The sequence below is a fragment of the Symmachiella dynata genome (genome assembly GCF_007747995.1).
GTDB classification, from domain to species: Bacteria; Planctomycetota; Planctomycetia; order Planctomycetales; family Planctomycetaceae; genus Symmachiella; species Symmachiella dynata.
On the sequence record NZ_CP036276.1, the window covers coordinates 641,462 to 666,708 of the forward strand.

At 55.7% G+C, this 25,247-nt stretch carries 18 protein-coding genes; 9 read left to right on the forward strand and 9 right to left on the reverse strand.

All coding sequences use genetic code 11. The annotated features are described in order from the left end of the window. Positions 1-108: 108 nt before the first annotated feature. Positions 109-2,265, forward strand: a complete 2,157-nt coding sequence (locus Mal52_RS02405) for a sulfatase-like hydrolase/transferase (RefSeq protein WP_145374059.1) — start codon at positions 109-111, stop codon at positions 2,263-2,265. Positions 2,266-2,453: 188 nt separating this feature from the next. On the opposite strand, the gene Mal52_RS02410 is transcribed toward Mal52_RS02405, so the two are convergent. Next, positions 2,454-2,657, reverse strand: coding sequence for a hypothetical protein (locus Mal52_RS02410; RefSeq protein ID WP_145374060.1), 204 nt, complete (start codon positions 2,655-2,657; stop codon positions 2,454-2,456). 289 nt (positions 2,658-2,946) lie between these two features. On the opposite strand from Mal52_RS02410, the gene Mal52_RS02415 reads away from it, so the two are divergent. Further along, positions 2,947-6,069: a PSD1 and planctomycete cytochrome C domain-containing protein gene (locus tag Mal52_RS02415; protein WP_145374061.1), complete on the forward strand. Its 3,123-nt coding sequence runs from the start codon at positions 2,947-2,949 to the stop codon at positions 6,067-6,069. A gap of 611 nt (positions 6,070-6,680) precedes the next feature. After that, a complete protein-coding gene (locus Mal52_RS02420; RefSeq protein ID WP_145374063.1) occupies positions 6,681-7,199 on the forward strand; it encodes a hypothetical protein in 519 nt (172 codons plus the stop codon). Positions 7,200-7,656: 457 nt separating this feature from the next. Here Mal52_RS02420 and ispH read toward each other — a convergent pair whose 3' ends face one another. Next, positions 7,657-8,598 (reverse strand): 4-hydroxy-3-methylbut-2-enyl diphosphate reductase, encoded by a 942-nt coding sequence (ispH, locus tag Mal52_RS02425; RefSeq protein WP_145374065.1) that lies wholly within the window; start codon positions 8,596-8,598, stop codon positions 7,657-7,659. Positions 8,599-8,769: 171 nt separating this feature from the next. Further along, entirely contained in the window at positions 8,770-10,632 is a 1,863-nt protein-coding gene (glmS, locus tag Mal52_RS02430; protein ID WP_145374067.1) for a glutamine--fructose-6-phosphate transaminase (isomerizing), read from the reverse strand. A 37-nt stretch (positions 10,633-10,669) separates the two neighbouring features. Between glmS and hemW the strand changes: the two genes are divergently transcribed. Both hemW and Mal52_RS02440 read left to right on the forward strand, forming a co-directional pair. Then, positions 10,670-12,001 (forward strand): radical SAM family heme chaperone HemW, encoded by a 1,332-nt coding sequence (hemW, locus tag Mal52_RS02435; protein WP_231962501.1) that lies wholly within the window; start codon positions 10,670-10,672, stop codon positions 11,999-12,001. A 122-nt stretch (positions 12,002-12,123) separates the two neighbouring features. Then, positions 12,124-12,912: an MBL fold metallo-hydrolase gene (locus Mal52_RS02440; RefSeq protein WP_145374069.1), complete on the forward strand. Its 789-nt coding sequence runs from the start codon at positions 12,124-12,126 to the stop codon at positions 12,910-12,912. A gap of 55 nt (positions 12,913-12,967) precedes the next feature. Here the strand turns inward: Mal52_RS02440 and Mal52_RS02445 are convergent, their stop codons facing one another. Further along, positions 12,968-13,447, reverse strand: a complete 480-nt coding sequence (locus tag Mal52_RS02445; RefSeq protein WP_145374071.1) for a GNAT family N-acetyltransferase — start codon at positions 13,445-13,447, stop codon at positions 12,968-12,970. Between the two features lie 634 nt (positions 13,448-14,081). Here Mal52_RS02445 and Mal52_RS02450 point away from each other — a divergent pair. Beyond that, positions 14,082-15,362: a hypothetical protein gene (locus Mal52_RS02450; protein ID WP_145374073.1), complete on the forward strand. Its 1,281-nt coding sequence runs from the start codon at positions 14,082-14,084 to the stop codon at positions 15,360-15,362. A 99-nt stretch (positions 15,363-15,461) separates the two neighbouring features. Here Mal52_RS02450 and Mal52_RS02455 read toward each other — a convergent pair whose 3' ends face one another. The 5 genes from Mal52_RS02455 to Mal52_RS02475 all read right to left on the reverse strand — a co-directional run bounded on the left by Mal52_RS02455 (position 15,462) and on the right by Mal52_RS02475 (position 20,828). Further along, positions 15,462-16,160, reverse strand: a complete 699-nt coding sequence (locus Mal52_RS02455; RefSeq protein ID WP_231962502.1) for a hypothetical protein — start codon at positions 16,158-16,160, stop codon at positions 15,462-15,464. A gap of 341 nt (positions 16,161-16,501) precedes the next feature. Then, the gene (locus Mal52_RS02460) at positions 16,502-17,185 is read right to left on the reverse strand and encodes a hypothetical protein (RefSeq protein WP_145374075.1); all 684 of its coding nucleotides are present in this window, start codon (positions 17,183-17,185) and stop codon (positions 16,502-16,504) included. Positions 17,186-17,338: 153 nt separating this feature from the next. Beyond that, positions 17,339-17,914: a DUF2752 domain-containing protein gene (locus Mal52_RS02465; protein WP_145374077.1), complete on the reverse strand. Its 576-nt coding sequence runs from the start codon at positions 17,912-17,914 to the stop codon at positions 17,339-17,341. A gap of 61 nt (positions 17,915-17,975) precedes the next feature. Beyond that, complete coding sequence (locus Mal52_RS02470; RefSeq protein ID WP_145374079.1) at positions 17,976-19,010, reverse strand: GspE/PulE/PilB domain-containing protein; 1,035 nt, start codon at positions 19,008-19,010, stop codon at positions 17,976-17,978. Positions 19,011-19,250: 240 nt separating this feature from the next. Next, the gene (locus Mal52_RS02475) at positions 19,251-20,828 is read right to left on the reverse strand and encodes an Hsp70 family protein (protein WP_145374081.1); all 1,578 of its coding nucleotides are present in this window, start codon (positions 20,826-20,828) and stop codon (positions 19,251-19,253) included. Positions 20,829-21,114: 286 nt separating this feature from the next. Here Mal52_RS02475 and Mal52_RS02480 point away from each other — a divergent pair, with 286 nt between their 5' ends. The 3 genes from Mal52_RS02480 (at position 21,115) to Mal52_RS02490 (ending at position 25,194) form a co-directional block, all read left to right on the forward strand. Next, positions 21,115-22,254, forward strand: a complete 1,140-nt coding sequence (locus Mal52_RS02480) for an amidohydrolase family protein (protein ID WP_145374082.1) — start codon at positions 21,115-21,117, stop codon at positions 22,252-22,254. A 321-nt stretch (positions 22,255-22,575) separates the two neighbouring features. Then, positions 22,576-23,652, forward strand: a complete 1,077-nt coding sequence (locus Mal52_RS02485) for a hypothetical protein (protein WP_145374084.1) — start codon at positions 22,576-22,578, stop codon at positions 23,650-23,652. Positions 23,653-23,757: 105 nt separating this feature from the next. Continuing rightward, on the forward strand, positions 23,758-25,194 hold the full coding sequence (locus Mal52_RS02490) for an aldehyde dehydrogenase family protein (RefSeq protein ID WP_145374086.1): 1,437 nt from the start codon (positions 23,758-23,760) through the stop codon (positions 25,192-25,194). Positions 25,195-25,247 lie beyond the last annotated feature (53 nt).

Below are 25,247 nucleotides of genomic sequence, written 5' to 3' on the forward strand. Positions count from 1 at the left end.
TAATCGAGCACACAGTATCCCCCGGCCATTGAATTACGGTATAAAATCTATTGGTTCCATCCTAGCTTCCCTAGGCACCCTTGCCCAGCATATTCAGGAGACACCGAAATGAACCGCTGGTTCAGCCTATCTATCGCCACTCTGCTCGTCATTGCATTGGGCCACGACACCGCACAAGCAGCCGAGCAACCAAATATATTGTGGATCAGTTGTGAGGATATCAGTCCCGATTTGCGGTGTTACGGCGATGACTATGCGATTAGTCCCCACATCGACCAGTTGGCGGCCGAGGGAGTGCTGTACTCGCGGGCCTTTTCTCACTCTGGTGTGTGTGCGCCGACCCGGTCGGGGATTATTACCGGCATGTACCCCACTAGTATCGGTACCCCTCACATGCGCTGCCGTGGCGTACCGCCGGCCGAAGTGCGGTGTTTCAGCCAGTACCTGCGCGCTGCTGGATATTACTGCACCAACAACAAAAAAACCGACTACCAATTCGAATCACCGCTCACCGCTTGGGATGAGAGTAGCAACCAGGCGCATTGGCGAAATCGCAGCGAAGGACAACCTTTCTTCGCGATCATTAATCTGACGATTTCCCACGAAAGTCAAATTCGCAATCCTCGTCCCGAGACCAAAAAACTGGTTTCCCAACTCAGCTCCGCCGAGCGGCACGATCCGGCGCAAGCGCCGCTGCCGAGTTACTATCCCGACACGCCCTTGGTCCGCCGCGACTGGGCGAATTATCATGACAACATCACAGCGATGGACAAACAGGTGGCCGAGATCCTGCAGCAACTCGACGAGGATGGACTCGCTGAAGACACGATCGTTTGGTTCTGGGGCGATCACGGCCGCGGCTTGCCGCGGGGGAAACGCTGGATTTATGACTCCGGCCTGCAATTCCCGCTGATCATTCGCGTTCCCGAGAAATGGAAGCAGCGCGCGCTGCCCGAACATCCCGAGCAATTAGCCGCCGGAACTGTGAACGACGAATTGGTCGCCTTCATCGACTTTGCGCCCACGATGCTCTCGCTGGCCGGAATCGATATCCCGGAGCACATTCAAGGCCAAGCTTTTCTCGGCCCACAAAAAGCTACGCCGCGCAAATATATCTTCGCCGCCCGCGACCGCATGGATGAACGTTACGACCTGATCCGCGCTGCGCGCGACAAGCAGTTCAAATATATCCGCAACGACATGCCGTTCATCCCCTACTCGCAAAACATCTCCTATATGAACGAGATGCCGACGATGCAAGAGATGCGGCGTCTTGATGCCGCTGGCGAATTGGTTGGGCCGCAAAAATTGTACTTCCGCCAAGTCAAACCGGCGGAGGAACTTTACGACACCGAGGCCGATCCCGAAGAACTAAACAATCTGGCCGACGATCCAAAGTACGCCGACAAGTTGGCCGAACTTCGCTCGCAATCTCGGCAATGGCGCAAAGGCATCGGCGACATGGGGCTGATTCCCGAACCGATCTTCGACGAGATGAAACGCCCCGGCGGCAAATATGCCGTGACCGCCGACCCCATTTTTACGATCACCGATGTCAACGACGCGCAACGGTCGTACCAAGTGGCAATCGCTTCGCCAACCGCCGGGAGTTCAATTGCCTACCGCTTCGGCAAGGGACCTTATCAACTCTACACCGAGCCGGTTACGGTCAAACCGGGGCAAAAGCTCTCGGCCGTTGCCTGCCGCATTGGTTTTCGTGACAGCCAAGCCATCACGTTCCGACCCGGCGCTGCCGCTGCTCCACCGGCCCAAAGCAAGACGCAGGATTATGTGCATTGGCGTGATGCCCTCGACAAGTCCGATCTGCTGGAGCAATTGGCCGAATTGAAAACGATAGATAGCTCGCAACCGGAGTCTGTCGCCAAGTACTGTGCAGCACTCGCCAGCGAACAGGCTGCCATGCGTTATTGGGCGATTACGGAACTCTATTATGCCGACGCGATCGACGAAGACATCGCGAACAAAATTCGGCCCTATTTGGATGACCCGTCGCCAGTGGTTTGTATTGCCGCAGCACAGGCCATCGCCGATACAGATCCCGATGCCGCATTAGCGGTCTTGACCAAAATGCTTGAGCATCCCCAAGACACGACACGTTTGAGTGCCGCGCTCGCCCTGGATGAACTCGGCGAAACCGCACGACCGGCGATTCCCGCTATGCAGAATGCGCGGCAAGACAAGTTTAAATATGTCGTCCGCGTCTGCGACGGCGCGCTCGCCCGGTTGGGTGTCCCGGTAGATTGATGCTGGATCGTACCGGAGCGCAACATTAAGTTTTATGTCGTCCCGATTTGAGGTGCCACTGGCGGCTCGTCCGCCAGAACGAACGTGGAGCGACGTCCCTAGACAAGGAAAACTCGGCCTGACACAGCACTGGCGGGCTAGCCGCCGGTGGCACCCGCGCGTTGTTGGTTTTTAATGCGACTGACGGTTCAATTTGCTACCGCTGCATCCTGGTCCATCAGTTCGGCGGTAATGCGTGCCGCGTGGATCTTTGCATAGCGATTGATCTGTTGCGGCAACAGCGCCAACACGATTTCCGCGACGGCCACCTCCCGATCCAACAACGGAAAAGGAGCCAACTCATCGTCGATGGCGATGACCATTTCCAACGACAGCGGGTGAAATGTTTTCATGCGTGGGGCCTTTCAACGGCAACGCGACCGGATGGTGGTGATTTCATTCGCTCGACAAAGCGGTCCTGCAGCTGATCACGCGACAAGTCGGCGCAAAATCGGTAATCGGCTTTCATTTATTTTAGGGCAGCAGCAATTGATAGGGCCGCCACGCGAGAAAGCGGCCCGTTTGCAGCGGTCCCTGATCGCGTCGACGTTCACAAGGCCGTGAAAACGTTGTAAAGTGAATGCATCGCCAAGTTGTGGGCGGTGGTTGGCAGAGGACCGAAGCGGAGAGAGGGAAACCAGGATGATGCAGAGACTTGCTGGGCTGATCAGTTGGGTCGTGTTGTGCTGCGGCAGTGCAACGCAGGCTGCGGAAATCGATTTTGGCCGTGACGTGCAACCGATTCTGTCGGATAAATGTTACGCCTGCCACGGTCCCGATGCGGAAGAACGCCAAGGGGGCGATCCCGAAGCGGGGGGACTCCGTTTTGATACAAAAAAGGGAGCTTTTGTCGATTTGGGAGGCTATGTTGCCATCGATCCCGGTCAACCGGAATCGAGCGAGTTGGTCACCCGGATCACCACCAAGGATGAAGGTCTGGTGATGCCGCCGGTCGATCATCCCAAGCAACTCACCGACGGGGAAAAGAAAACCTTAACCGAGTGGATTCGCCAAGGTGCCCACTGGAAAAATCATTGGGCCTATACCCCGCCCGTTTCGCATCCAGTCCCCGAAGTGACCGACGCTGCCCCACAAAATTTCATCGACAACTTCATTCTCGCCCGATTGCAAACCGCATCGGTCAAACCCGCGCCGGCGGCCGACAAACGGACGCTGCTGCGGCGGCTCAGTTTTGATCTGACCGGATTGCCCCCCACGGTTGAAGAGATGCAGGCGTTTTTGGCGGACGACTCTGCTGAGGCTTACGAAAAATGTGTCGATCGCCTCTTAGCCTCGCCGCATTACGGCGAACGAATGGCGATGTACTGGTTGGATCTGGTTCGCTATGCCGATTCCGTTGGCTACCACGGTGATCAACCGGTGAGCGTCTCCCCCTATCGCGACTATGTGATCGAGGCCTTCAATGCCAACATGCCCTTCGACCGCTTCACGCGCGAACAATTGGCCGGTGACCTGTTGCCCCATCCCACGCAGGAGCAATTGATCGCCTCGGGATACAACCGGCTCGGCATGATGTCGGCCGAAGGGGGCGTGCAGCCCAAGGAATACCTGGCTAAATATGCCGCCGATCGCGTGCGAACCGCCGCATCGGTCTGGTTGGGCTCGACGCTGGGTTGCGCCGAATGCCACGACCACAAATACGACCCGTTCACCTCCAAAGACTTCTACCGCTTCGCTTCGTTTTTCGCCGACATCAAAGAAAAAGGTCTGTACTCCGGCGGGGCCAAAACGGAGCGCTGGGGACCGCAGGTCGACGTGCCCAATGACCGCTTGCCGGGTTTGCTGAAACCGATTGATCGGCAACTCGCAGAGCTGCAACGCATCATCGAGACACCCACTGAAGAACTGGCAGCAGCGCAAATCGCCTGGGAACAACAACACGCCACTGCTCCGGCTTGGCAGATCGTCATCCCCGCATCCGCTGCAGCGCTGCACGAAACCAAACTCGCCGTGCTTGAGGATCACTCGCTACTGGCCTCGGGGCCGGATTCGGCTCACAACAGCTATACGATTACCGCCAAGGTCCCGCTGAAAAACATCACCGGATTTCGCGTGGAGGTTCTGCCTGACAAATCGCTCCCCAAAAATGGTCCGGGACGCGCGGGGAATGGCAACTTTGTCCTGACCGAATTTCGCGTCTCCCGCGCCATTGAGAACGAGGCAGCGGCGTTACCGATCGAATTGAAAAATGCCTCCGCCACGTTCGAACAGACGATCGGGGCGGGCAAACTGCTGGATAAGAAATGGTCGGCCGCCCATGCCGTCGATGCCGACGCACAAGGCCCCGGTTGGGGGTGGGCGATCTTGCCGGAAGTCGGCCAGGAAAACCACATGGTCGCCGAAACGGCCGAGGTGATTGCCAATGAGGGCGATGCGACCTTCACCTTCGTTCTGGATCAAAACTATGCCTCCGGGGGACATACGCTGGGCCGATTCCGCATCGCCGCCACCACCGCTCCGCAACCGCTCAAAGCGGGCGAACTCGATCCGCTCACCCAAGAGATCCGCGCCATCTTAGCGGTCGCTGCTGAACAGCGCACCGAGGAACAAGCCCGACAACTCGCCGCCTACTACCGCTCGATCGCGCCCGCCTTGGCGGAGACCCGCGAGAAAATTGCCGCCCTCCAAAAACAACGCGAGGAAACCGTTGCCGCCAACACGCGTACCACTTTGGTGACAGTCTCGGTCACGCCGCGAGAAATGCGCGTGCTGTCCCGCGGAAATTGGATGGATGATTCCGGAGAAGTCGTCCAACCGGGCGTCCCGAATTTCCTTCCGCAAATCGATTCTAAGCAGCGCGCGACACGCATCGATTTAGCGAATTGGCTCACTGCTCGTGAAAACCCACTCACAGCGCGGGTCTTCGTCAATCGCTTATGGCAGCGCTATTTTGGCACGGGGATTTCCAAAATCTCGGACGATCTCGGCGCACAGGGCGAACCCCCGGTGCATCCCGAATTGCTGGACAATCTGGCCCTTGAGTTTGTTGAAAGTGGCTGGGATATCAAACACATCATCAAGTTGATCGTGATGTCTCACACTTACCGTCAATCATCGTTGATGCACGACGATTTAGCGGAGGTCGATCCCTACAACCGTTTGTTGGCGCGGCAATCCCGTTTTCGGCTCGATGCAGAAATCATCCGCGACAACGCCTTGGCCGTCAGTGGTCTGTTGGTCGACAAACTGGGCGGCCGCAGCGTGATGCCGTATCAGCCCGAAGGATTGTACCGGCACCTGAATTTCCCCGCGCGGACCTATAAAGTGGACAGCGGCGAAAACCAATATCGACGCGGCGTCTATACGCATTGGCAGCGGCAATTTTTGCATCCGGCGATGAAGGCCTTTGATGCTCCGGCGCGCGAAGAGTGCACCGCACAGCGACCCCGCTCCAACACCCCGCTGGGCGCACTGGTGCTGCTCAACGATCCCTCCTACGTCGAAGCCGCCCGCGCATTCGCCGCTCAAGTGATCAGGCAGGGCGGAACGAAAACAACCGACCGGCTCCACTGGATGATGCAACACGCCCTGTCACGCAACGCCGACGAACAAGAGATCACCGTGCTAACCGATTTGTTACAGGCACAGCGCGCCGCATACACCGCAAACCCGGCCGCCGCTGAAAAACTAATCCACACCGGCCAGTCCCAACCCCCCAAAGACATCCCCGCCCCAGACCTCGCCGCCTGGACCGCCGTCACACGCACGGTGTTCAACCTACACGAGTTTATTACGCGGAATTGATAACGTGGATGGTAACATCACCGGAGCGCCGCGAATTATGCCTAAGGTGGAGTAGACAAATGAGCTTTGCGAAATGAATTTTTTTTTCACCTTTGCGTTTGTAGCATACGGTGGTTGGTTGTTGTACATGTCTGTCAGATTACTTCTGGCTCAGATGCCAACAAGCGGCCTTTTGTTCCTGGCGAGTTCGCTGCTTGCATTTACTGCGAGCTTTTGCCTCATAAAACGGAAGTGGCGAATTTTTTTTGTGGTTTTTTTACTATTTTACACCGTCTTAGATTTGTCGGCGGTTTTATTTCATCGCGAAGCAATGAGGGGCGGATTCCAGTTTTAAGCACAACACCGCTCGTAAATGTTCACACGAAACGTGGCAGCGATAGCTCTGCTGTCGGGGCGGACAAAGCCCGCAAGAAGCCGCAGTCTCCGCGCTGGTTGGTAAGAGAGGCTACCGTGGTACGGACTGCCGAAATTGTGGCGTCTTGTGCCATCGGCACACGGATGGTACTGGTGGATGAATCATGGCACGAGAGATAAATCTCTCCGGTAAGAGTTAGGATTTGTGATTACCCAGTCGAGGACCCCAACTATCCAGCGGAAATATGGTGTGCAACATGCAAAAAATGTTGAAAATGATAATAGGAAGCAGCAGTTTTGCTTTCTGCATTGCAGTGATCCACGGTGCTAATGTTGGAAAACCAAATCAAGTGGAGAAGCCCAAGCCGATCGTCACAAATGTTTTATTTTCAGACGTGAAGAGTGGGAAGACAAAAATTGTCGGTAGGCTCGGCATACCCATCGGAGATGTTGCAGTCATCTCAGGAAAGTGGAAGATCGACTCAACTGTAAGAGCTAAAATATCTACAGGAGCGGACTTCGTAGTTGATACTGTTAATGGTCAAAAACTGTCGGCCGATATAATTTTTCGGCATGTTGATATTTCCAAATTTACAATTGCTAAAGAGGTGCATGAGAAAAATGGGCTAATCCAAACACTACTTGTGTACGAATCTATTACGTTTGAAGGAATTCCAGATGCTGTGTTTGATCGGCATGGAGTGCCAAAAATGCAGGCAGATCGAGCGACTGGGTACTATTGCACATTAAACATCGTTCGCGTCGAGAAGAATTGATGTTCATGCGAATCAGGTCGCTATAGGGACGAGGAAAGAGGGCATTCTTGATTTCGGGTAGCAATCGGGGCGGGCAAGGCCCGCAAGAATCCACAGTTGACGCGCTGGTTAGTTAGTGAAGCCAAACTGGCATGGACTGCCGAAATGGTGGCTTCTTGTGCCTGCGGCACACGGATTGCCGACGGCAATCCGTGCCACCCATTTGGATGAGGCTAACCGTTCCGCCGCTTGCAACTCCCGCAGCAATCGTAGGGTGCGTCGCGACGCACCTTTCTCGCACAGGGCGTTTGAGGTCCCAGCTCAACAAAAACTCACGTGAGTCGCATGTGTCAGCGTGCTGGATTGATCGCTACAGGAGAAAACGTTTGCATTGCGAATTGCGTTGGGCGAATCGCTGGTCCTACGTGGAAAGGTGCGTCATGACGCACCCTACGGTCTAAGGGTCGCCCTACATCGCTCAACGCTCCGCCGCTTGCAACACCCGCAGTTCCTTCGGCAATTGGAACTGCACGTTTTCTTCACGGATCGTCATCACTTCGACCGTTGCATCATAATCCGCCACCAAGCGGTCGATGCATTGTTCGACGACGACTTCCGGAGCACTGGCGCCGGCGGTGATTAGTACTGTCTCGCTGCCGGTGAACCAGGAGGGGGCGATTTCGTCGGCGCCGTCGATCAAATGCGACGGCTTGCCCATTCCGGCGGCGATCTCTGCCAGTCGTTTGCTGTTGGAACTGTTTTGACTTCCCAGCACCAACACGACATCGGTTTGCGGAGCCAGTGTGGCGACCGCCTCCTGCCGGTTGGTTGTCGCGTAACAGATGTCCTCTTTGGGGGGCGACTCGATGTGCGGAAAGCGTTCCCGCAGGCGCTCGATCACCGTATTCGCCTCCGACACACTGAGGGTCGTTTGTGTGAGGTAGGCGATTTTGCTTCCGGGTGGGAATTCCAGTTGGTCGACATCTTCAGCGGTTTCTACCAGTGTAATCGATTCGGGAGCTTCTCCCATTGTGCCGATCACTTCGTCGTGCCCTTCGTGGCCGATCAGCACAATGTTGTAATGTTGCTTGGCAAAACGGACCGCTTCGAGGTGTACTTTGGTCACCAGCGGGCAGGTGGCGTCGATTGTCCGCAGATTGCGACTGGATGCGTGTTCCCGCAACTCCGGCGAGACGCCGTGCGCGCTATACAACAAAAACGCCCCGTGCGGGACTTCGTCCAGGTCGTTGACGAAGGTCACGCCCTGTGCGGTGAAATTTTCGACGACGTATTTGTTGTGCACAATTTCGTGATAGACATAAATTTCGGGCCCGCAGATGCGGATCGCCTCGTCCAGACACTCAATCGCCATATTGACGCCCGCACAAAATCCGCGCGGGTTGGCCAGCAAGATTTTCATCGATTCTCCGCCCACAATCTCTACGTATTTATAATGTCCATGCCTCAGCCCCAGTACTGCGGGATGGTGAGAACCGCAGCACATCGCATGTCATAACATGCCAATGCCTATGATAACTCAGCGATGCGCGATTGGGGAAGTGGCGAAATGGATTGGGGCAAGAAACCCGTATTACTCCACCGTCACGCTCTTGGCCAGATTCCGTGGGCGGTCAACATTGCAGCCTCGCAGGATTGCGATGTGATAGGCCAGTAATTGGAGCGGAATCGAGGTGACAATCGGTTGCAGATACTCTTCGACATCCGGCACGAAGATCACGTCGTCCGCTGCTGCGGAGATTTCCTTGTCCCCTTCGCACGCAATGGCAATCACCGGTCCCTTGCGGGCTTTGACCTCTTCGAGGTTGCTCATCACCTTGGGGTACATCGTCCCGTGTGGAACCACAAACACGCTCGGAGTGACTTCGTCAACCAATGCGATCGGCCCATGCTTCATTTCGGCCGCTGGATAGCCTTCGGCATGGATGTAGCTGATTTCCTTCAGTTTCAGTGCGCCTTCCAAGGCCACCGGGAAATTGTATAGCCGGCCCAGGTACAAGAAATTGTTACGGTCGAAATACTTCGTGGCGATTTTCGCGACAGCCTCGTTGCAGGCGAGTGTTTTTTCGACCAGTTGCGGCAATTGTCGCATCTGTTTGATCAAACGTTGCCCGGCGGGAAACGACAGATGCCGCATGCGTCCCAGATAGAGGGCCAACAACATCATTGATGTGACTTGTGAAGTGAACGCCTTGGTCGAGGCGACACCGATTTCCGGACCCGCATGCAGATAGATTCCACCGTCCGCTTCGCGGGCGATCGTTGAGCCGACGACGTTGCAAATCGCCATCGTCGCATGCCCTTTGCGGCGGCTTTCTCGCAGCGCCGCCAACGTATCGGCCGTCTCGCCGCTTTGTGTGATGGCGAACGTCATCGTGCGGTCGGTCATGGGAGGGTTGCGATAACGAAACTCGCTGGCATATTCGACCTCCACCGGGATCCGGGCGAATTCTTCAATCAGGTATTCTCCGACCAACGCCGCATGCCAACTCGTTCCACAGGCGGTTAAGACAATCCGATCGACGTGCCGCAAATCCTGTACGTCGACGTTCAGTCCCCCGAACTTCGCGCTGGCAGCATCATCGTCGATCCGTCCCCGCAAGCAGTTCTCCAGTGATTGCGGTTGCTCAAAGATCTCCTTGAGCATGTAGGTATCGAAATCCCCCAAATCGATATTCCCGGCGACATGATCCAAGGTTTGAATCGAGGGTGCCCGTTGCCCGGAGTCACGATGAATAATTTCCATGCCCTCGGGGCTGAGGAACGCCCATTCGTGATCGTCGAGATAGACGACTTCGTCGGTATGTCCGACCAGCGGACTGGAATCGCTGGCCAGGAAGTATTCGTTGTGTCCAATGCCGATCACCAGCGGACTACCGGCTCGGATCGCCACCAGCAATTCCGGATGATCGCGAAAAATGATCGCCAGTCCGTAGGTCCCTTTGAGTTGTTTCAATGACATTTCGAGCGTGCGTTGAATCGTCGCGCGATCCTGGGGATCGTCCCCCATGCGAATGCATTCATCCAGATGATGCGCGATGAGATGGGCGACCACTTCGCTGTCGGTCGTGGTTTTGAACACATATCCGCGAACTTGCAACGATTCCCGTAGCGACGCATAGTTCTCGATCACGCCGTTGTGCACCAACACCACCTCGCCATTGCCGCCGACATGCGGATGCGAATTGGTGTCGGTTGTTTCGCCGTGTGTTGCCCAGCGGGTATGGCCGATCCCCAGGCTGCCCTGAATCGGTTCCTCGTCGAGCAATTTGACCAGTTCGCCCACGCGTCCGGCGCGTTTGCGGATGTTGATACCTTCGCCATTGCGAACGGCGATTCCCGCGCTGTCATAACCGCGGTATTCGAGCCGATGCAGCCCTTCGACCAGTAACGCGGAAGCCGGTTTTCCACCCACATACCCCACGATTCCACACATACTTCGCGCTCCGTTCGTAGCCGGACGGTACGATGCCTTGTCTGCGTTGAGCATCGGCCGTCTTGGGATTGGTCGCCCGTCTGAAAAAAACTCCGCCGCACAAGCTGCGGCGCGGCGGAAACTACCAGAAAACCGCACTTTTGGTCAATTGCGGTCCGCCGCGATTGCCGAACTTGCCGGCGCCGTCTATTTTAACGCTGTTGGTCCAGCTCTTTGCCATTGGTATTTTCCCATGAACCCGGTTTTTGCCCCGCCACAAGCGATTTATATCCACGTGCCGTTTTGCGCGCATCGCTGTGGATATTGCGACTTCACGCTCGTCGCCGGCAAGGATCACCTGATCGACAACTATCTCCGCGCGCTGGAAATGGAGTTGTCCCGGGTTGAAGATTCTCCCGAGATCAGCACGCTGTTTTTCGGCGGCGGCACCCCGACGCACCTGCCCCCGGCAGATCTCAAGCGGCTAATGGAGATCGTGCTGAGCAAATATCGCTTGGCCGCTGGCTGCGAATTCAGCGTCGAAGCCAATCCGGCCGGTCTGAGCGAGGAAAAAATCGCCATCTTGGCCGACGCGGGTGTGAATCGCGTCAGTCTGGGAATTCAATCGTTTGATGCGGAGATCCTTTCGCTGCTGGAACGGGATCATCGACAGGAGGAAATCGACCAAGCGCTGCAGTGGCTTCGCCGTCGGATCGATAACATTGCCCTGGATTTGATCTTCGCAGTCCCCGGGCAATCGCTCGCACTTTGGGAGTCGACCCTCGAAACGGCTGTCGCCCATCACCCGCAGCATCTTTCGACGTATGGACTGACGTTTGAAAAAGGGACCGCCTTTTGGACCCGCCGTGAAAAATCGCAACTCACGCCGGCCAGCTCGGAACTGGAACGGGAGATGTACGCCCTGGCCCTCGATAAACTCCCCGCCGCTGGTTACGAGCACTATGAAATCTCCAATTTCGCTCAGCCCGGTTTTCGCTGCCGGCACAACGAAGTCTATTGGACTGGACAGTCCTACGACGCCTTCGGACCGGGAGCAGCCCGCTATCTCGACGGCCGTCGCTCGATCAATCACCGCAGCGTCACCACCTGGTTAAAGCGGACGTTGGCCGGCGAATCCCCGATCGGAGAGACGGAAATGCTCACTCCCGAAGACCGGGCCCGGGAGTCCATCGCCCTCGGCCTACGCCGCCGCGCGGGGATCGATTTGGCTGAATTCCACGTGCAGACCGGCTACAACCTACTCGATTTGGCCGGTGACGCCGTTGACAGTCTCACGGCCCAAGGTTGGCTGGAGCGTGATGAGCGGACGATTCGGCTGACGCACGAAGGCTTGTTTTTCGCCGATCAGGTGGCGGGGGAGTTTTTGTGAAGCGTTGGACCTGAGAATTCAGCATCCTGAACCAACAACTTGCCACATCGGCAGCCCAGCCTTAGAATGCAACGCGGAATTCCCCTATCAGACGATCACTTCAGTCGTAATCCGAGGCCCGCATGCTGCAGCGACGCGAATATTTTCCCAATGTCATCGAAATGAACTACCAGGCCCGCCAGCGGTTGGGGTGCTGTGTTTATTTGATTTTTGATCAGTCTGAGTGGATGTTGATCGATATCGGTTACGAAGACACCGTCCCCGAAATTGTCGAATTGATTCGCCAGATGGATTTTCCGTTGGCCAATTGCAAATATCTGGTGCTGACCCACCCCGATGTCGACCATGCTCAGGGCGCCCGCAAATTCTGCGAACTGGTCGGCGACACTCAAATTGTCGCGCATCCAGGGGCTGTGAAACCGTTGGCCGATGCGGACCGGATTCGCACGTTTGCCGAAATCTCCGCTCAGGGGATCTCACTCGATATCCAGCCGATCCAAGTTGATCGACAAGTCGATGAGGGGGATATCCTGGAAGTGGGAGACATCAAAATTGAGGTCTGGCACACGCCGGGACATACCGACAGCCAGTTGGCGTTCCGTTGGAACGACCTGCTGTTTTCCGGCGACAACATCTTTCGCGATGGGGGTGTCGGTGCCATCGACGCTCATCACGGTTCCGATATTCCGGCGTTTATCAAATCGCTACAGCGCATCAAGGACTCGGACGCGAAGTGGTTGCTCCCCAGTCACGGGCCGGCGTTTCGCAAGGATGACGCTACATTGCAACAGGCGATCGACCGCTTGGATGCCTATCAACACCTGTCCGATTTCGGCACGTGCGCCATCGATTGGCCGCTGCTGGACGAATGGGAAGAAGAGTTGATCGCCGGGGACAAACCACAGCGGTAGCCGACTGTTGAATTCGACCGGGTGAATTCGACTAGGCGAACGGGCGCCGACCGGTCTATTGCGGCGTTGATTTGTCCGCCTCGAACAATGCTTCCATCACATGATAACCCGGCATTCTCATGCCCAGTTTGTGATAGGTCTGTTGCGCCCGGTCATTCTCTCGCTCAACATAGAGCCGCAGGCCCACGACATCTTTGTTCGCGGCCGCTAAGTTGTAAACATGCTCATACAGCGCGCGGAATACACCGCAGCCTCGGTGCGCAGGGACAACATAAACGCTTTGTAGCCACCAGATTTCTCCGTTGCGCCAATCACTCCACTCCCGTGTGTGCATCACTTGCCCTACGACGCGGTCATCAATCACGGCGACAAAGTATTGCGCTTTGTGCTCATCCAACAACGCCGCCCGAACGCCCGGTTCCAGCGCTTCTGGCGATAACTGTTTCCCCTCTGTCTCGGCTGCTAGGGCGGAATTGGCGGCGGCAATGACGGGCCAATCCTCGAGTACCCCTTTTCGGATATGTATCGAAGTCATCGTGCGTGTCCGGTTTGATTCGCGTTTGGCTGTCTCGATCATGAGGCATCAGTAGAACGCAATCCGGGGCCCAAATCGAGGCTGAGGGAGGATTTCGGCTCCACAATCACCAGCAGTGGGCTGCCACGCATCGAAGATCGTCTATGCGACTTGAGCAGGAAGGGGATTTTACCGGTATTGCGGCACACTCCGCCTTGTGGGGTGGTGGCGGATTCAATTTTGAGAAATCAGGGGGACTTGGCGGGATTCCATGTCAGAACATATCTCACAAATGGCGATACTAGGGCATATGGGAATTACAAGAAGAATTTACCGCTCACCTAGTTCTTTCCGTTTGACAAGCTCGAATTCATGATTTCCCTCGTCGTAGGAGGGGAATCGCCTAATGACGGCCGGATGGCTGCTGCGAAATCGCTGGATCGGTGTTATCTCCAGATCCAGTCATGGGGACCGGCAACAGACTCCCAAACCGAGCTCAACGACTTTTGTTGAGCCAGGCGACTGTGGAGCGGACCGGTTGCGATAGCCAACGGTGGCTAAGGCGAGCACAAATTCAACTTGAATCCACAATCCAGACATAAATCCGTATCTGAGGGAGCGAACCTTGGACAACTCTGATATCAGGAATCTTGACGTGAAAAATCATTCCGAATCTTCAATGTTTGAACTTAGCAAGCCGTATTGGGTTATGATGTTTGCCGGGCTCGCCGTGGCAATGATCGGATTGCATTATCTGGTTTCGAAGCCGCTCGAGCGCCAACTCGCGATGATGCAAGGAGAAATCGACCAAGTGCATCGCCAGATGGAAGACTTGGTCGATATGCGTAGCAGTGTCAAAAATACCAACACGTTGCTCAGCGGACTGCAGGCGCAACGGCAGCAACTTGCCGATGCACAAAGCGCGTTGGTGAAAGTTCGCCAATTGCGGGCCGAAGTCGCCGCCGAAGCCCGTCAAGCGAATATCTCCTTGACTCAGTTGCGGGAGATCAACGACCTGCAAGCGATGTTGTTGGACAATCAGGAAATGACCGAGTCGGCGCGTCGTGCTCTGACCGGCATGGCCGAAATTCAAAACCAACTCGTCGAAGAATATATCTCGACTCCGACCGCGCAAGAAACGCTGCAAGAATTGATCACGCTGAGCCAAACGGCACAGGATCAAGCAGTCAATATGCAGGAAGCCGAGAAGTCGATGGACGCCATGGTCAACGTCAAAACGCAGCTTGTCGCCCAAGCCGACGACCTGCCTAAGGCGCACAGCAACTTGACGCAACTGATCAACCTCAAGGATCGGATTCGTGAAGATGCCTCGGACTTGGCCCAAGCCCAAGCCGCCGCCGATGGCGTGATCGAACTCAAGGGGAAAATCGAGTCGCAGGCCGGTGATACCGCCAATGCCACAACCATCGTCGACGAACTGTTTGCCTTGCGGGATTATCTGTCCGCCGGTGAACGCGACGTGGTCGCTGCCCGGACCAACCTCGACACACTGTTGACGATGAAAGATTCGCTCAACAGCCAGAATGAAACGTTGGCCGACGCCGTGCAGACTCTGGAAATTCTGGTCGACTTCCAAGAAGAATTCGAAGGACGCGTCGCCAGCTTGGGAGCCATGCGGCAGGGACTGACCGAAATGATGATGATGGAAACCAGCATCGGCCGCCTGACACGGGCACTGCAACCGCTGGCTGAACTGGGCAACCTCCGCCGATTGGGCAATGCGGAACTTCGCGACGCGGCTCGCGTGGTCTTGGAGAAACGCAATGCCCGAATCGGAATGAAATCGGACACGGTGACCAGCGAATCGACTTCGACCGAAGCTGTCGAGGCGGACTCCACGGAGTTGGCGCCGGTTCCGTTTCCGCTGAGTGAAGAAGAAGAAATCGACTTCAAGAAAGTCCTCGACATCGAATGATTTTTGTGGTCAAAATCAGTGATGTCCAATAGTAACGGCGGGAAGCATCTGCAGAAGTGCTTCCCGCCGTTTTTTATTCTTTGTGCGACGGAGAAGACGTTAGTCGACGACGCCGTGCGCGATTTCGTCGCCGGCGTAGTGTTCGTAGAACAATTGGCCGATCTCTTCGCTCAATCGGGACAAGTACAGGGCTTTGAACCGGTCGCGTTTGATTTCATGTGCGGGTTTAGGAGCACGGATGGGATAGACGGAGACGATTTCCTTGGTGAAGATCTCCTCGCCGTCGCCATCATTCATGTCAAACACTTTGACCATTGCTGTCGTGCGTCCGCGATACAGTTCCATCGAGCCTTCTTCCCACAGGCTGTATTCCTGCATGTCGATGTAGACGACCCAATCCGCCTCGAGAGCATGGCCGACTTCCGCCGGGGAATCCCAGTCGTCGTTTTGGTCCAACCAATTCTGCACGGCGGCCGGGGCGATGACCTTCATGCCGTGGCTGTTCAGCCGCATGGCAACATGCTGGGCTAACTCGTCGTCAACGTCCTCGGTATCGAATTTGAGTTCCTTGGGAGCATAGCAGACGACGGCGATGCGTTTGTCGTCTTCTTTGAGCGACGTCTTGGTTTGAATGTCAAACGGCGGTTCAATGGAAGGGGGACCGCCGATGAGATAGCCCAGAAGGACGACCGCCTTACAGCCGGTGCAAGTGGATGCCAAAAGCATCGCACAGAGCAACAGCTTCAGCATCTGTCGGCGGGGCTGATCCTGCATTGTGTGGTGGTTATCAATTCTCATATCCGCGATCCCTCGCCGGTAGTTTTTTAAGACGATACGAACGGCCGGTGCTTTTTCCAATCGCACCTTGAGTCTCCCAATCATGCAATCGGAGAGACCTGACGACTCAATGCTTTGTGTTAACTGCCGAGACAAACTTTAAAAATCTACGTTCAATAATCTTCCTTGGCGGTGAAGGAAGTCGCTGCAATGGTCTGTTCCCCAAATATGCCGAATGCATAGTCACGGCTGGATTCGGGGATTGTGTGTCACGAGCTTTGTCGGTGCAAGACCAACTTTTCAGGCTGCTGGAAAGCACGGGGTGAGCCGTTGCGCCTGTTTTTTTGTTGCCTTCGGTTGGTTTAGTCAAACGTCTCTTCTGGACGGTGTTCGTAAAACAGCCGCGCGATTTGCGTGCTCAGCTGATCGACGTATCGTTTGCGAAATGCATGTTTGCTGATTCGATCGGCCATTTCGGGGTACTGTCGCGGATAGACGGAATCGATGGTGTTGCTGAAAATCCGTGAATCAAATTCGTTGTTTTCGTAGACCGAAACCTCGATCTGCGAACGTCCGCGATACAAGCCCGGACTGTCTTTTTCCAGATAGCTAAATTCGTGAACATCTACGAGGACTAAAAAATCCGCATCGGTGAATTTTTCAAACAGTTCCTCGGGGCTGCCCCAGTCGCCGCCGTTATCGTCGATCCACGTTGCAACTTTATGGCTGTCGATGACTTGGATGTCGTGTTGCTTAAATCGTCGGCTGACTTCTGCCTGCAATTCTTGGTCGAGCGCTGCGGCTTCGCTGTCACTTCCCATGGGGGCTTCGCAAATCACAACTGCTTTGACGCCTTTTTCTCCCAGCGATTTTTTCGAGAATTCCTCGAATGCGGCGGGGATTTTCGGTCGTCCCATGAGCATCACACCCGTTTCGACCATCAGCGAACAACCGACCATTGTCGAGACGCTGCCGCAGAGTAGAAGCAAGGTGAGCCAACCCAACGGATGGGGGCGTCGCTTGAGTGAGAGATTTGTAATCGACATTTCGCGCTCCATCGCAGCTGCCGTTCTATTCTTTGTTCACCGCCGACGGACAATGGCCGGGTTGCCGAATTACGTATCGCGAATCTTTAGGGATTCGTCGACAGCATTGATTGATCGGTCAATCCGTTGACCAATGGTGGTGAATTGAGAATTCTAAAAAATTTGCCGACACCAATTGACGACGGCGACTAAGGAAATGCCGCCGACCACAATCAGTGTGAAATTTGTGGGTTGGTGAACCCGCCACAGTCGCCCTTTGAGAGCGCTGATCCAGCACCAGGGGATTTGTATCAAACAGGTGATTGCCAGTAACAATCCAGCGATATTCGCCCGAGCCGACGCGGCAATTTGCCCGCGTATAAAATGGGAGAAACTCGTGGTCATTCCGCAACTAGGACAAGGGATGTCGAACAAGACTTGAAACGTACAAGGTGGAAAACCGAGGCTTTGATGCGTGCCGAAACCTCGCGGATCGGGACGCATGCTGGCAGCCAAGGCAAATCCCGCACACAGAAACAGACTCCACAGAACCAGCAAAACGCGTATGCCGGTGCCGATAGGATGTCCGCTGGAGAGGGGTGTTTTGATAAGTGATTGAGAGGAGCGGGTTAAATACTCGTTTCCGGTCGTCGCTGCAAGAGCGCTTTGCGAGCTCTCCGCAGGATCGGCCGTATTCCGGTGATCATCCGGCAACTGCTGACTGCTCGAGCTCTCTTGAAATTCGTTCACCGCGGTGTATCTCAATAGTCTTGCGAATCAGGACCGGGGCCTGTCCGTTGCTACGCATGTTTCACGATCGCGGCCAAAAGGCGAGATAACAAATTGCAGCGGTCAAAGCGGGGATTACGAGATAACCCACGATGGAAAGGCCATCGAGATAGGTAGACGAATCGATGACGAATCCGTCAAGCAGATTGGCAATCACGAAGCTGAAGCAAAAGGCAATGATGCACAATTGTTTTTGTTCGCGCGCCTGATCGCCTCGCGTTGGTTCTTTTTGCTTTGCCGCCTTCTTTTTCGCAGCTTTTTTTGCCTTCCCTTTTTTCCCGCCCTCTCCCGCCTTGGGGGATTCCACGACTTCTTCGGCTTCCTCGCGGACGCCGGGGGCATAGTATTTGGCGATGGCTTGATTGATGGCCAGGGGCGCCGCGATCACGTCGCGGACCGGTAGGCTGAACCGCAGTCGCAAATCATCCTCGACGTCGGCTGTGATTGGATTCACACCGGCAACGAGCAACACATCGTCATCTTCATCGATGAACAATGGCAGGATCGAATGTTTCTTGACCATCGAGCGGGGGACGCGATCCAGAACGCCGTCGTCGGGAATCATGTCGGCGAGATCCACGAAGGGGCGCCCCAGTGAAGTAGCGAGCGCGCGGGCGGCCGCATCGGCTTTGACCGCTTTGAGTTGGACCAACGCATCCCGCATTTCGATGCCCAAGTTGTCGCACATCTGACGCGCTTCTTCGATCTGGGCAGAGCTGATGACGTCCTGATCCAACAGAATTTTCTCGATGGGGGGCAAGGCGCCTGGTTCATCGTCATCATCGAATTCACGGCCGAGTTGCTCGTCGTAATCGCGTTTCCGTTCCGCATCGGTCAGGCAGAGCATGGCCTTGGCCAACTCGTTGAGCAACGCCTGCGATTCGTCCATGTATTGCCCGGTCGCATATTTGCGGACATGGGCGTTGAGTTTGCGGTAGTTGGCTTGCACCTTTTCCGCATTGTCTTCGAATTGTACAAGACGCAGCAATTGATAATGGTCGGGCGGACGCTGATCTTCCGGGATCCCCAACCATTCCTTATAGACATCGATCGCCACTCTGGTTCACTCCTCAGATCTATTGACGAGGTGCTCTGTTGCGCCCGTCGACGTCGGGCAGGCAAGTTCGTCAAGGTTCTGGATCAAATTGGATTTGTGTCGCCGGTTGTACCGTCGACGAGAATTGTGAAACGCCGGTTTTGGTGAGACGAAGATTGCCGTTTCCAACACGGGAAATAGGAAACGAGCCTCTTCGTCGGTGAAGAGGCCCGCCTGAATTTCCTATTGCATGTAGCGGATTTATTCGACTTTATATTCGCTGGCCAGTGTTTCAAAGCTGTTCAAACCGGCGGAGTCCAATCCCGAAGCCCGCACAATTTCCGCCGAGGCTTCTTTATTTCCCGTCAGATCGCGGGCGGTGGCATGGATCCGTCCGTTGGCGTCGTAACTATAGGTCACTTCGACCGGAGATCCAGCCGGCAGGTTCGGGGGTAAGCCGACGACGCGAAAATCGCCAATTTGCGAACAGGCATCGACATCTTTCACTTCCCCTTCCAACAAGTAGACGTGGACCGATTGCTGGTTGTCGGAGTTGGTCGTAAATCGTTCGGTTCGCGAGAAGGGAATGGTGGTGTTGCGGGGAATCATGATGTGATTGATCTTCCGCGTCCGCTCGCTCGGGTCGGTGATTTTGATTCCCAGTGAGTGCGAGTTGACGTCCTCGGACGACACCGACTGGAGACGGTTCATCACGGCTTTCGCCATGCGGCTATCGCCGCCAGTGACCTTCGCTTCTAAGATGGCGGCATGAATTGCGGCTCCCTGCGCGACCGCCACTTCGGCGTTGAGTTCCCGAGACGGTGCACGCTTGCAGACCTCTTGCAGCATCGATTCGACCGAGGGCATGTGTGTCGAACCACCAACCAAAATCATTTCGTCCAAGGTTCCTGGATCGACGTTCGCTTGTTGCATCACCAATTCCGTCGTGTCGCGTGTCCGTTGCAACAGGTCGGCGGTCATCCGCTCGAAGTCGCCTCGCGTGAGCGCAACGGTGAGTGTCTTGCCTTTATAGTAGACATTGACCGGCACTTGGGCTTTGGAGCTGAGCGCCAATTTGGCCGCTTCGCATTCTTGCGACATTTGCAGCGCGGTTTCAGGATCTTCGCGGGGATCCATGCCGAACTTTTGCTTGAACTGTTCCGACACGTGATCGACGATGCGCGCACTCCAGTCGAGTCCACCCAAGTAGACGTCGCCATCGGTCGCCAACACGCGGAAGTGAGTCGGTGTATAACGCACGACAGTGACGTCGAACGTTCCGCCCCCCAGGTCGTAGACGAGAATCGTGCGTTCGATATCTCCCAAGTCGGTCCGGCCCAGTTCGCCCTTCATCCAGGCATAGGCCAGTGTGGCAGCGGTCGGTTCATTGATAATGTCAATGATATTCAGACCGGCAATTTGCCCGGCATCTTGCGTCGCTTTGCGACGAACATCGTTGAAGTAATAGGGGACGGTGACAACCGCATTGGCGATGGGGCCGATTTGTTGTTCGGCGTCCTGCTTGAGTTTTTTGACGATCAGAGCCGACAGAAACTCCGGCGTCAGTTTTTTTCCTTCGTAGACCTTAAAGTAATTCTTGTTGCCCATTTGGCGCTTGACTGCTTCGACAATATGAGCCGGATCAGAAACGGAGATCCGTTCAAACGACGGGCCGACGAGAATATGCCCTTGGTCTCCGAGCAAAATCACCGACGGTGTGATCGTTTTTCCGTCAGAGTTTTTCAAAGAAACCGGGTTGCCGTCTGCGTCCAATTGGGACATTGTCGAGAATGTCGTTCCCAGATCGATGCCTACTGTTTGACCGTCGAGTAACTTCATGATCCTGCCTTAAGAGAGTTTTTGTATTTGCAAAACGTGTTTCTGATATGCGAAGGCCCTGACAATGCGGAGTGGCGACGTAAAAACGTGAATGCAAATGCCGCATTCAACCGTAGCCATGCATTTTGACAGCAGACTGTGAGAGAATCAAGCGCCTATTCGTTCTCAGGGGTTTGATTGCAAATCCATTCTCCTCCTTGTTTTCAACGGATTTTGTGGATCACAATTCACATGGCATTGAACGTTGGCAGCACCAAAACACAAATTTGATCGCGGAGCGTCCAAAATGTCCGGAAATACGCACGAATTACTCATTCGCGCCGGGCGAGTTTATTGTGCGCAGAACCGTTTCGACGCAGCCGCAGCGGTCGCCGTTTCTAATGGGCGCATCACCGCCGTTGGTCCGCATCTCGCCGAAATTGTCGCTGACAGGGAGCTGAATTTTCCCGACGCGGTGCTGCTGCCGGGTTTGGTGGATTTGCACGCGCACCCCGCGATCACCGGGTCGAAGTACGGCATCCCTCCCGATACCGAACTACTCAACCGGGGCGTGACGACCGTTCTCTCGCAAGGGGACGCCGGTGGCAACAACTGGGAAGAGTATCGCCGCACCACGCTGCTCCCCGCACGCACGCGGATTCGCATGGCACTCAATCTGTCTGCTCTGGGCGAATCGATGCCCGGCGGTTGCTTCGAGGATTTGGCCTGGGCCGATGTGGACCAATGCGTTGCGACGATTGAATCCAGCGGCGATGAAATCTGGGGAATCGCCGTGAACGTCAGCCGAATCGCTTGCGGCAAGACTGATCCCCGCGCGGTCATGGATCGGGCTTTGCAGGTCGCTGCACAAACCGAGCGGCCGATTTTGTACGGCATGCGCGATCCGCGCGATTGGCCACTGGAAGACCAACTCTCACAGCTCCGCTCAGGGGACGTTGTGACCTATTGTTTCCGTGCGGAACCCAACGGGATCGTGCAAAACGGAGCGATTCCGGGTTGTCTCCGTGCCGCTCGTGAGCGGGGCGTCTTGTTCGATGTGGGGCATGGGATGGCGTCGTTTGATTTTTCGGTTGCTGAAACGGCCCTAGCTGCCGGATTTCCGCCGGATACGATATCGTCGGACCAATACGCGCGGCACATTGGTTCAAAGCCGCCGCACGATTTGCTGCGGACGATGTCGAAACTGATCGCAGCTGGGATGCCCGAACCCGAGGCCTTTGCAGCTGTTACGTCGCGCCCCGCGGACATTTTGCGTCTCGGCGACGAAATCGGTCAGTTGACGCCCGGTGCTTGCGCGGATCTGAGCGTTATCCAATTCAACGCCAATGCTGCTCCTTTGACCGATACACAAAGTGTCCCCCGTCCTGGCGGCTGCTGGGAGCCGCTGTTGACGATTCGAGCGGGGCAACAAATCCTGCCGGCATAATCGCCACAAGCCTGCTGTATTTAGGGGCTGCCGTCCACATTGGCAGAATGTTACGAGCAAAAACCACCATTTCCCGCAGGCCGCTGTTTGCGTCTGCAGCGTTTTCAATTGGCTGCCAATTGTCTACCATGGGGGCGAGTCGCATGAAGATTGTCGACGGATGAGATCCGTCGTTTGCCCTCACCCCGGTTCTCTCCACAAGGGAGAGGGCGAACCTGTTTCGCGTTCGCTTCCGGGGACCATGCCGTCATTGGCCTGTAGCCGATTGGGTGCACAGATGCCGATCCCACCTTTGCCGAATATCCAGGAGCAACTGCTGAGATGACTGAAGCCGAAGCCCGTGAACAACTTGACGCGCATGTTTGCGAAATCATCGAGTGGCACTTCAATCCCGAAACGGGCAGCCCGTTTTGGCTCGAAAAGGCCCAATCGTTCAACTTCGATCCCCGTAAAGACGTCAAGTGCTTCGACGACCTGAAGAAGTTTGAACACTTCGAGGACGAATGGCTCCGTGGCGGTCCGATTCGTCGCTGGGTTCCCAAGGCGTATGAAAACGAAAAGGTCTACGTTTTCGAAACCGGCGGAACGACCGGAATCCCCAAATCGCGGGCTGTCGTCAACGACCATTGGATCGATTACGAAAACTTCAGCGACACGCTCCCGGACGAACATTTTCCCAAAGGGGGCAACTGGTTGATGCTCGGCCCCTCCGGTCCGCGCCGACTGCGGCTGGCCGTGGAACACCTTTGCCAACATCGTGGCGGCATCTGCTTCTGTGTCGACCTCGACCCGCGGTGGGTGGTCAAACTGATCAAGCGTGGCAACATGGCCGAGATGGAAGCGTATCGCGATCACGTGATCGATCAAGCAGTAACGGTCCTCTCTGCCGGGCACGACATCAAATGCATGTTCACCACGCCCAAATTGCTCGAAGCATTGGCCATGCGATTGATGGAAGATGGCACCAGCATCAAAGAGCAGGGGATCACCGGAATCTTCTCCGGCGGCACCGAATTCACGCCGCAATGGTATCGCTTTGCCATGGAAGAATTGATCGAAGGGGTCTACATGACCCCCACCTACGGCAACACGCTGATGGGCCTAGCTTGCAGCAAGCCGTTTGACCCGGCCGATGAATACAAAATCAGCTACCACGCCCCGCAACCGCGAGCGGTGATCGAAGTCGTCGATTTCGATGACTACAACAAACTCGTCGGCTACGGCGAAACGGGCCGTGTGAAATTGACGACGCTCACCAAGGAGCTATTCGTCCCGGGATTCATGGAACGGGATGAGGGCGAACGCGAAAAGCCGTGCGAACCCTACCCCTGGGACGGCGTAAGCGGCGTCCGCCCCTACCACGAATTCGCCACCACAACGACGGTCGGCGTGTATTAGACCCTGGACGTCGGTTGCGTTTTGCGTGACGTCATTGCCCGCTGCTCATTCATGTCATGCACAGCATGACCTACAAAATACAGACATCCCACGAAGGAACTACTGATGGTTGAAATTCCCGTTTTGCGCTGGGGCAAGCCTTACGAAAGCCTCGAAAAGGACGAAGTTGTGCACTTTGAGACGGGCGAAACGCTCGCGCAGGTGCATCAGGCCAACGGGGGGATGATTCAGATGGATATGCGTAAAGCCCAACGGGCGCGCGATATCCTTCGTGAATTCTCGATCGACGATTTGATTGACAAAGTCGGTAAAGCGGCCGATTTGTATGCCGAAGGCACCTTGCCTATCGGCGACGGCCAACAGACGCCGGCCGACTTTTGCAAAATGCAATCAGCGACCACCGGCCTGCCGGAGCACATGTGCGCCGGCAACATGAAGAAAAACCAGTTCGTCCTCAAGAACATGCGGGAAATCCTCGACGCCCTCACGCGTGGCTTGCCGCTCGACATCCTGGCCAAAGGCTATGGCATGGAGGATCGCGGCGTGATGGTCAGCTATCAGGCCAACGCTCCGGTGCTCGGTCTGGTATTGCCGTCCAACTCGCCCGGTGTGCATACGTTGTGGATGCCCGTCATTCCGCTGCAAATGGGATTGGTCCTCAAACCGGGACCGCAAGAACCGTGGACACCTTATCGCATGGCGGAGGCATTTTTCGCCGCCGGTATTCCTCGCGAAGTGATCTCCATCTATCCCGGCGGCGCCGATTGTGGGGCGGCTGTGTTGGCCAGTTGTGAGCGGGCGATGATCTTCGGCGGACTGCCGACGGTCGAACGCTATCACGGCGACCCCCGCGTGCAACCGCACGGTCCCGGCTTTAGTAAAATTATCCTGGGCGACGACAAAGTCGACGACTGGGAAAAGTACCTCGACTTGATGGTCGACAGCGTGCTGGTGAACAGTGGACGTAGCTGCATTAGTTGTTCGGGCATTTGGGTGTCGCGACACGGCAAGGAAATCGCCGATGCCCTCGCACAGCGTCTCGGCCCGGTTGCCCCGCTGCCTGCGACACACCCGGAATCCCCGCTGGCTGCCTTTACCGTCCCCGGCATGGCCGAAGCGATCTCGAATCAGATCGACCAAGGGATCAAAGATCCCAGTGTGACCGAGGTCACTGCCAAGTACCGCGATGGCGAACGGTTGGTGAAGAACGAACGTTGCGACTTCCTACGACCGACTGTGCTGCACTGCACGAATTCGGAGACCGAGATTTCCAAAGCGGAATATATGTTCCCGTTTGTGACGGTCGTCGATTGTCCCGAAGACCAAATGCTCAAACGGATGGGCCAGACGCTGGTCTGCTCGGCGATCACCGAAAACGAAAAACTGCAACAGCAACTGCTGGATGCCACGTTCATCGACCGGTTGAACATTGGCGAAGTGAAGACGATCGCCCTGAACTGGCTGCAACCGCACGAAGGGAACATCATCGATTTCCTCTTCCGTGCCCGAGCCTTCCAAAACAGCCCGCCGCCGGCGCATTAGTGACGGGTTGATCACCACGGAGTCACGGAGGACACGGAGTTCCTGCAAACTCG

Coding starts and splice junctions, on each gene's coding strand:
- Mal52_RS02405 (WP_145374059.1), top strand. CDS start 109: ATGAACCGCTGGTTCAGCCTATCTATCGCCACTCTGCTCGTCATTGCA.
- Mal52_RS02410 (WP_145374060.1), bottom strand. CDS start 2,657: ATGAAAACATTTCACCCGCTGTCGTTGGAAATGGTCATCGCCATCGAC.
- Mal52_RS02415 (WP_145374061.1), top strand. CDS start 2,947: ATGATGCAGAGACTTGCTGGGCTGATCAGTTGGGTCGTGTTGTGCTGC.
- Mal52_RS02420 (WP_145374063.1), top strand. CDS start 6,681: ATGCAAAAAATGTTGAAAATGATAATAGGAAGCAGCAGTTTTGCTTTC.
- ispH (WP_145374065.1), bottom strand. CDS start 8,598: ATGAAAATCTTGCTGGCCAACCCGCGCGGATTTTGTGCGGGCGTCAAT.
- glmS (WP_145374067.1), bottom strand. CDS start 10,632: ATGTGTGGAATCGTGGGGTATGTGGGTGGAAAACCGGCTTCCGCGTTA.
- Mal52_RS02440 (WP_145374069.1), top strand. CDS start 12,124: ATGCTGCAGCGACGCGAATATTTTCCCAATGTCATCGAAATGAACTAC.
- Mal52_RS02445 (WP_145374071.1), bottom strand. CDS start 13,447: ATGACTTCGATACATATCCGAAAAGGGGTACTCGAGGATTGGCCCGTC.
- Mal52_RS02455 (WP_231962502.1), bottom strand. CDS start 16,160: ATGAGAATTGATAACCACCACACAATGCAGGATCAGCCCCGCCGACAG.
- Mal52_RS02460 (WP_145374075.1), bottom strand. CDS start 17,185: ATGTCGATTACAAATCTCTCACTCAAGCGACGCCCCCATCCGTTGGGT.
- Mal52_RS02475 (WP_145374081.1), bottom strand. CDS start 20,828: ATGAAGTTACTCGACGGTCAAACAGTAGGCATCGATCTGGGAACGACA.
- Mal52_RS02480 (WP_145374082.1), top strand. CDS start 21,115: ATGTCCGGAAATACGCACGAATTACTCATTCGCGCCGGGCGAGTTTAT.
- Mal52_RS02485 (WP_145374084.1), top strand. CDS start 22,576: ATGACTGAAGCCGAAGCCCGTGAACAACTTGACGCGCATGTTTGCGAA.
- Mal52_RS02490 (WP_145374086.1), top strand. CDS start 23,758: ATGGTTGAAATTCCCGTTTTGCGCTGGGGCAAGCCTTACGAAAGCCTC.